The 7,274-nt window shown below is 34.6% G+C and carries 7 protein-coding genes and 1 pseudogene; all 8 read left to right on the top strand.

Annotated elements, in window-relative coordinates; translation table 11 throughout:
* Positions 1 to 798: pseudogene (locus tag RM520_RS06430) on the top strand (bZIP transcription factor); the annotation flags it as partial.
* Positions 798 to 1,961: a T9SS type B sorting domain-containing protein gene (locus RM520_RS06425; protein ID WP_311387377.1), complete on the top strand. Its 1,164-nt coding sequence runs from the start codon at positions 798 to 800 to the stop codon at positions 1,959 to 1,961. The pseudogene RM520_RS06430 and the gene RM520_RS06425, both read left to right, overlap by 1 nt.
* Positions 1,962 to 2,058: 97 nt before the next feature.
* Positions 2,059 to 2,793 carry a M15 family metallopeptidase gene (locus RM520_RS06420; protein WP_311387376.1) on the top strand — a complete coding sequence of 245 codons (735 nt, stop codon included), beginning with the start codon at positions 2,059 to 2,061 and terminating at the stop codon, positions 2,791 to 2,793.
* A gap of 43 nt (positions 2,794 to 2,836) precedes the next feature.
* A complete protein-coding gene (locus tag RM520_RS06415; protein ID WP_311384879.1) occupies positions 2,837 to 3,610 on the top strand; it encodes a M48 family metalloprotease in 774 nt (257 codons plus the stop codon).
* Between the two features lie 135 nt (positions 3,611 to 3,745).
* The gene (locus RM520_RS06410; protein ID WP_311384878.1) at positions 3,746 to 3,913 is read left to right on the top strand and encodes a DUF6747 family protein; all 168 of its coding nucleotides are present in this window, start codon (positions 3,746 to 3,748) and stop codon (positions 3,911 to 3,913) included.
* 180 nt (positions 3,914 to 4,093) lie between these two features.
* A complete protein-coding gene (gpmI, locus tag RM520_RS06405) occupies positions 4,094 to 5,596 on the top strand; it encodes a 2,3-bisphosphoglycerate-independent phosphoglycerate mutase (RefSeq protein ID WP_311387375.1) in 1,503 nt (500 codons plus the stop codon).
* Positions 5,597 to 5,641: 45 nt separating this feature from the next.
* Positions 5,642 to 6,448: a type I methionyl aminopeptidase gene (map, locus tag RM520_RS06400; protein WP_311387374.1), complete on the top strand. Its 807-nt coding sequence runs from the start codon at positions 5,642 to 5,644 to the stop codon at positions 6,446 to 6,448.
* Positions 6,449 to 6,460: 12 nt separating this feature from the next.
* Entirely contained in the window at positions 6,461 to 7,225 is a 765-nt protein-coding gene (locus RM520_RS06395) for a class I SAM-dependent methyltransferase (protein WP_311387373.1), read from the top strand.
* Positions 7,226 to 7,274 lie beyond the last annotated feature (49 nt).

Below are 7,274 nucleotides of genomic sequence, written 5' to 3'. Positions count from 1 at the left end.
GCCGTAAAAACTTATGTAGATAACCAAGTAACAACATTAGGTGATACCAATTTTGCAGAAAACGATTTAACCCTTGACGCCAATAGAACCCATAATTTGGACGGTAATAACTTAGTTTTTGATGGAACTGGAAATATTGGTATTGGTAATTTGCCAGGTGCTCCCCAAGATAAATTAGATGTTGATGGCCAAATTAGAGCAAGAGGTGGATTTGGAGCATCAAACGGAACTTTTGGTTTACCTAGTATTGGGTTTTACAATGACCCTGACACCGGTATATTCAGAGACTTTGCGAATCAAATAGGTATTTCTACAGGAGGTGCTGAGGCCATGAGAATTGATGCAACTCAAAATGTGGGTATTGGGGTTGCAATACCTCAAGAAAATTTGCATGTTTTAGGTAACATAAGAACCGATGGGAGTTTTCTTTCAATTGACACAAATATTGGCGTTCCGGACTACGTTTTTCAAAAATATTTTAACGGATTTTCAAATTTAGATAAGACGTACCAGTTTTACAGTCTCTCAAAAATCGAGAGATTTATCAGAAAAAATAAACATTTACCAGGCATTACTTCAGCAGCAAAAGCCAAAAAAGATGGGTACTGGAATTTGAGTCAATCTAACCTTCAAAATCTTGAAAAAATTGAAGAATTGTTTCTTCACACCATTGAGCAAGAAAAGAAAATAGAAGCTTTAAAAGCTGAAAACATTAATTTATCAAAAGAGCTTGAAACCCTTAAAGCTGATATGGAGCTAATAAAAGCTATGTTGTTAAAAAACCAAGAAAACGACTAGTGAAAAAGTACATATTCATATCATTTTTGATTATTAAGTCTACAATTTGGGCTCAATCTGCCTTATATAATGGTGGAACATTCCAATTACATGAAAATGCAAATGTTGGTTTCCATACAGATTTAATTAATGATGGTGTTTTTAATCAAAATACTGGGCTTGTTGGTTTTTACAATGAAGGTGTGCTTTTCTTTCAAGGTACTCAGTCAATAAGCTTATTTGATACCGAATTTGCGGCTCAAGGCAATCTATTTTTAGAAAACACTATTAACATTGGTAACAATGCCAATTTTATTTTTGGTAATGTTAATGCCTCACAAGAAAATGTCAATAGCACTCTAAATTTTGAAGTAAACTCTTTTTTTACCGGTGAAGCAAACGATTCAAAAGTCATTGGTTTTACCTCAGTTAATGAAGTGACCACCTTTTCTTTCCCCATCGGCGATGAAGAACAATTGAGATCACTAGTACTTAACTCAACCTCTGTATCTGAATTTGCCAACGCTGCATATTTTTTTGAGAGCCCAAACGGGCCAAATAGTTACAACCAAACTTTTGATATAGATACCAAAATAAGAGATATTGGTTTTATTACGAATAATGAGTTTTGGGTTTTAAATAATGATACTGCATCAAACATTACCGTGAGTTGGAACCTAAGAAGTGACCTAGCTCAAATTGCAACAGTTGTTGAAGATATTATTTTGGTCGGTTGGAGTAAAGTTTCAAATCAATGGACAAGTCTTGGTAATACTGATTTTGCAGGAGACTTAAATGAAGGTTTTATAACTTCTGACACCTTTAATCCGGCCGATTATTCAGCAATAACATTTGGTACGAGACCATTACCACTTGATACCTTTGCTACTAACAACCCAACACTTGGCAACTATTTTATTTCGCCAAATGAAGATGGTACTAATGATTTTCTAATTTTTGATAACCTCGAAGACACGGGTCCTAACCAACTATTTATTTTCAATAGTCTAGGGCAAAAAGTATTTCAAATGACTAATTACACCAATGAGTTTAACGGTGTTTCTAACATTGATAATTTTGTGATTAATAGAGAATTAGGTCTTGAAGAAGGAATCTATTATTATGCGCTTTCTTTATTTGACTTAAACCTTAGCTATCAAGGCTTTCTTTTTCTTGATCGATAAATCTTAAATTTTTAGTTAGTAATTTTATAATACAATAACATAAATGGTATATGTTTTGCGTTATATATATCATATTGTTCTTATAAAAATCTAAATAATGCTTAGAAGATCTTTCATAAAAAAAACTACTGCTGGTAGTTTGGCCTTAGCAAGCTTTCCATTAATACCTATCTCTCAAGAGAAAGAATATTCTATTGTAGAGCTCATGGGAAAAACAGACATTAAGCTTTATGGTGAAGGTATTAACCTCAGAGAAGAAGCACATAATGCTTTTGTTGAAATGAAAAGAGCAGCTTACAGTGCTGGTTTTGATATGAAAATAGTTTCAAGTTTTCGTGATTACTATAGACAAGAAGCCATCTGGGAAAGAAAATATATTCGTTACACCGAAGAAGATGGAATGAAACCTATTGATGCTATAGATAAGATTATTGAGTATTCAACCATTCCGGGAACTAGCAGACATCATTGGGGTACTGATATTGACATCATTGACGGTTATCCAAAAAGTTCAGGTGATGTTTTAGTGCCAGAAAAGTTTGAAGAAGGTGGTCCATTTGCACCTTTTAAAAAATGGCTAGATGCCAATTCAGAGAAGTTTGGGTTTCATCTAGTTTATACCGATAGTGTTATAAGAAGAGGGTTTAAATATGAACCTTGGCATTACAGCTATGCCCCAATCTCAAAACCCATGTTAACGCAATTCAGAAGTAAAAATATTTTCAGACTCATTCAGAATGAAACCTTTGAAGGTTCAGAGCATTTTACAACTGGTTTTCTAAAAAGTTATATCCAAGACAATATTTTAGGAGTTAATCCAGATTTGCTATAAGTCATTTTTTGTATATTCCGATTCTATTCTAGAACACTAAACCATGAGAAGTAGAGGAAGTTGGAAGATTCGAATCTTTATCGGCCTTGCTATTGTAGCTTTTGCATTTATTCAACGTTGCAATAACAAAGAAGAAAACCCGTACACCGGTCGTGTACAAACTATTAATATGACCGCTGAACAAGAAATTGCTATTGGACTGCAAAGCCGTCCTGAAATGGCGCAACAGCATGGCGGTCTATATCCTGATGAGCGCATGCAAGCCTTGGTTGATGCAGTTGGTAATCGATTGGTCAATAACAGCATAGCCAGAGAAACTCCATATAAGTATGAATTTCACTTATTGGCGGACGACCGCACAATTAATGCTTTTGCCTTACCCGGCGGCCAATGCTTTATCACCTACGCTTTATTTTCTCAACTTAATGAAGACCAACTTGCTGGGGTTCTCGGCCATGAAATTGGGCATGTAATTGGGCGACACTCGGCAGAACGAATTGCAGAAAGTAGTTTTTGGCAAACCTTAACAATGGGAGCTTCTGTAGGCGGTGATATGGGTGGTCTAGTTCAAGGAATAGGTCAAAACAAACTACTAACAAATGGTAGAGGCGATGAGTTAGAAAGTGATGATTTAGGAGTTCTATTTATGATTCAATCTGGCTACGACCCTTATCAGATGATAGAAGTAATGAAAATACTCAAAGCAGCTGCTGGCCCCAATAGAGTGCCTGAATTTCAAAGCACACACCCTGATCCTGAAAATAGAATTGAGAGGATAAAAGAATCAATTGAGAAGTATCAAGGTTCGACGAGATGATATTCAACTCCATTAAAAGAGAGAAAAAGACCATTCACCGAAATATTATGGTTACCCGTCTATATTACCTATCTTTATAGTCCCAAATCAAGTGCCCTAGAATTTATCCTTTATTGCTATATTAAACTAGACAATATGGGAACGCTTTTGACTTTTAAGAATTTGTATTTTAACGCTTTTGATGAGAATCAACCTAAATATTTGGTAACCTTATTAAAAGCCTATTCGATTTTTTGTGGATTAATGATAACTATGGCCATGTATGCTTTTTTTTACAGAGCTTTTACAGGTTTTAGATTTTAATAAATAATATTCTTACTCTTTTACTTGAACACTATGAGGTAAGGAAAAAACCCATTGCGATGCAATGGGTTTTTTTATTTAAAATAAAATTATTTTCACATTTATACCTTACACCTTCTTTTAAAAAAACTAGCAGTTCACATTAAATCAGTTTACTTTTGAGTAAACTTTAAGATACTCATGAACAAGAAGGTAATATTGATGATTTTAGACGGCTGGGGTAAATCTCCCGACCCAAAGGTTTCCGCAATTGAACAAGCAAAGACTCCCTTTGTTGACTCTCTTTATTCAAAATTTGCAAATTCAGACTTACTTACAGATGGTATGAATGTAGGGTTGCCGGAAGGTCAAATGGGAAATAGTGAAGTTGGCCATATGAATTTAGGAGCTGGCAGAATTGTTTATCAGGATTTAGCCAAAATAAATAAAGCGGTAAAAGAAAATACCCTTAAAGATGAAACTGTACTTCAAGATGCTTTTAAATATGCTCAGGCAAATAACAAACCAGTCCATTTCCTTGGTTTAGTTAGTGATGGTGGAGTACATAGCCATATCGACCATCTTAGAGCTTTAATTGATGCTAGTGAATCAAATGGTGTTCAAAAATCTTTCGTTCATGCTTTTACTGATGGACGAGATGTAGATCCTAAAAGCGGAAAAGGCTTTTTAACAGAAATTGAAAATTATTGTGAAGATAAAAAGACTAAGCTTGCCTCTGTAATCGGACGTTATTTTGCGATGGATAGAGACAAAAGATGGGAACGAGTTAAAAAAACTTATGATTTACTAATTAAAGGAGAAGGAACATTCTTTAACTCTGCATCTGAAGCATTACAGAATAGCTATGATAATGATAAAACAGATGAATTCGTTGAGCCAATTGTGCTGAATAAAGAAGGAATAATAAAAGAGGGTGATGTCATTATATTTTTCAATTTCAGAACAGACCGTGGTCGCGAACTTACACAAGTTTTAAACCAGCAAGATTTTCCTGAATTCAATATGAAAAAACTTAATCTTTATTACGTAACCATAACCAATTATGATGACTCGTTTAAAGGTGTAAAAGTTGTTTATGATAAGGATAATATTAAGGATACACTTGGAGAAACTTTAGAAAAAGCTGGTAAAAAACAAATAAGAATTGCGGAAACTGAAAAATATCCGCATGTAACATTCTTTTTTAACGGGGGCCGTGAAGAGCCCTTTGAAGGAGAAAGTAGAATATTGTGCCCTTCACCTAAAGTCGCTACTTATGATTTACAACCAGAAATGAGTGCATATGATATTACAGCCGGTATTATACCCGAATTAGAAAAAGGAGATGTTGAATTTGTCTGTCTGAACTTTGCAAATCCCGATATGGTTGGTCATACAGGTAGCATGCCCGCTGCCATAAAGGCTTGTGAAGTGGTTGATGAGTGTGCAAAAAAAGTAATTACGGTTGGTTTAGAGAATGGCTATTCTACTATATTAATTGCAGATCATGGTAATTGTGATACCATGATAAACGCAGACGGAAGCCCAAATACAGCTCATACCACAAATCCGGTTCCATTAATTTTAATTGATAATGATATTACATCAATTCAAGATGGTGTGCTAGGTGATATTGCACCTACAATTTTAAAAATGATGGGAGTTAAGCAGCCAAAAGCAATGACCCAAAAAGCTTTGGTTTAAAAGGTCAAACTAAGTTTTGTATTAAATCACATTATCTTTACCGATATGATTAACATTAAAACAGCTGAAGAAATTGAATTGATGCGTGAAAGCGCTCTTATAGTATCGAAAACACTTGGTATGGTAGCTTCTGAAATTAGGCCAGGTGCGAATCCATTAAAGCTGGATAAGATGGCTGAGGAGTTCATTCGAGATCAAGGCGCTGAACCAGGGTTTTTAGGCATGTACGATTTTCCAAACACCCTGAATTGGAGTCCTAATGCACAAGTTGTTCATGGTATTCCAACCAATGAGGTTTTAAAAGACGGCGATATTATTTCGGTAGATTGTGGTGCCCTAAAAAACGGTTACTATGGAGACCATGCCTATACATTTGAAGTTGGTGAAGTTGCAGAGGCAACGAAAAAGCTATTAAAAATTACTAAAGAATCACTTTATATTGGTATCAAAGCTTTCAAATTAGGTAATCGTGTAGGTGATGTCGGACATGCAATTCAAAATTATACCGAGAATCATGGTTATGGAGTAGTTAGAGAACTAGTCGGACATGGTTTAGGAAAAGAACTTCACGAAGATCCTCAAATGCCTAACTATGGAAAACGTGGTCGCGGCAAAAAATTTGTAGATGGTATGGTGGTTGCTATTGAACCTATGATAAATATGGGTACAAAACGAATCAGACAACTTAAAGATGGTTGGACGGTTTTAACGGCAGACGGAAAACCAAGTGCCCATTTTGAACATGATGTTGCCTTAATTGATGGAAAACCTGAACTGTTGTCTACCTTTCAGTATATTAATGAGGCTTTAGGTATTATTACTGATGAAGAAAAAGAATTCAGAAGACACTAAACTTCTATTTACTTGTCAAAGATTTTTAAATTTTTTTTGAACCTAATTCCAAGACCTTGGCTTATTAAATTAAGCTACTGGGTGAGACCATTATTGGCCTTTTATTTGAAAGGTTCAAAATATATGGACCCAATAGATGGTAAAGGGTTTCGAAAATTTTTACCCTACGGTTATGAAAATCCTAGAGAAGGAGTATTATCTCCTTCCACCCTATCATTAGAAAGACATAGATTACTTTGGTTGTATCTTAAAAATCAAACCAATTTTTTTACAGATAATTTAAAAGTACTGCACTTTGCCCCTGAGCAGGCATTTTATAAGCGATTTAAAAATCAAAAAAATATAGATTATTTAACGACGGATTTAAATTCTCCTTTGGCTGATATAAAAGCTGACATTTGCGATTTACCTTTTGAGGATGCATCTTTTGACGTCATTTTGTGCAATCATGTTCTTGAACATATTCCTAATGACATCACTGCAATGAAAGAATTATATCGAATATTAAAACCAAATGGCTGGGGTATATTTCAGATTCCTCAAGATTTAAATCGAACGACAACTTTTGAGGACAACTCGATTACAGATAAAAAAGAGCGAGCAAAAATTTTTGGTCAATATGATCACGTACGAGTTTATGGAAGGGATTATTTTGACAAGCTAAGAAATATTGGTTTTAAAGTTGATGAAGTTGATTATACGGCAACCTTAACAAATCAGAATATTGAAAAATACCGATTAGCAAAAGGAGAATTAATTCCTTTTGTTCGTAAATAATCTTAAAGCAAAACACAAAGAATCGCATAAAAAATACCTAAGAAACGTT

This window comes from Croceitalea vernalis (assembly GCF_031846405.1).
Taxonomy (GTDB): Bacteria; Bacteroidota; Bacteroidia; order Flavobacteriales; family Flavobacteriaceae; genus Croceitalea; species Croceitalea vernalis.
This window is presented reverse-complemented; position numbering and strand designations above follow the sequence as displayed.

Bases quoted from the DNA above. Each gene is read 5' to 3' on its own strand.
- RM520_RS06420 (WP_311387376.1), top strand. From the start codon at position 2,059: ATGCTTAGAAGATCTTTCATAAAAAAAACTACTGCTGGTAGTTTGGCC.
- RM520_RS06410 (WP_311384878.1), top strand. From the start codon at position 3,746: ATGGGAACGCTTTTGACTTTTAAGAATTTGTATTTTAACGCTTTTGAT.
- RM520_RS06415 (WP_311384879.1), top strand. From the start codon at position 2,837: ATGAGAAGTAGAGGAAGTTGGAAGATTCGAATCTTTATCGGCCTTGCT.
- map (WP_311387374.1), top strand. From the start codon at position 5,642: ATGATTAACATTAAAACAGCTGAAGAAATTGAATTGATGCGTGAAAGC.
- gpmI (WP_311387375.1), top strand. From the start codon at position 4,094: ATGAACAAGAAGGTAATATTGATGATTTTAGACGGCTGGGGTAAATCT.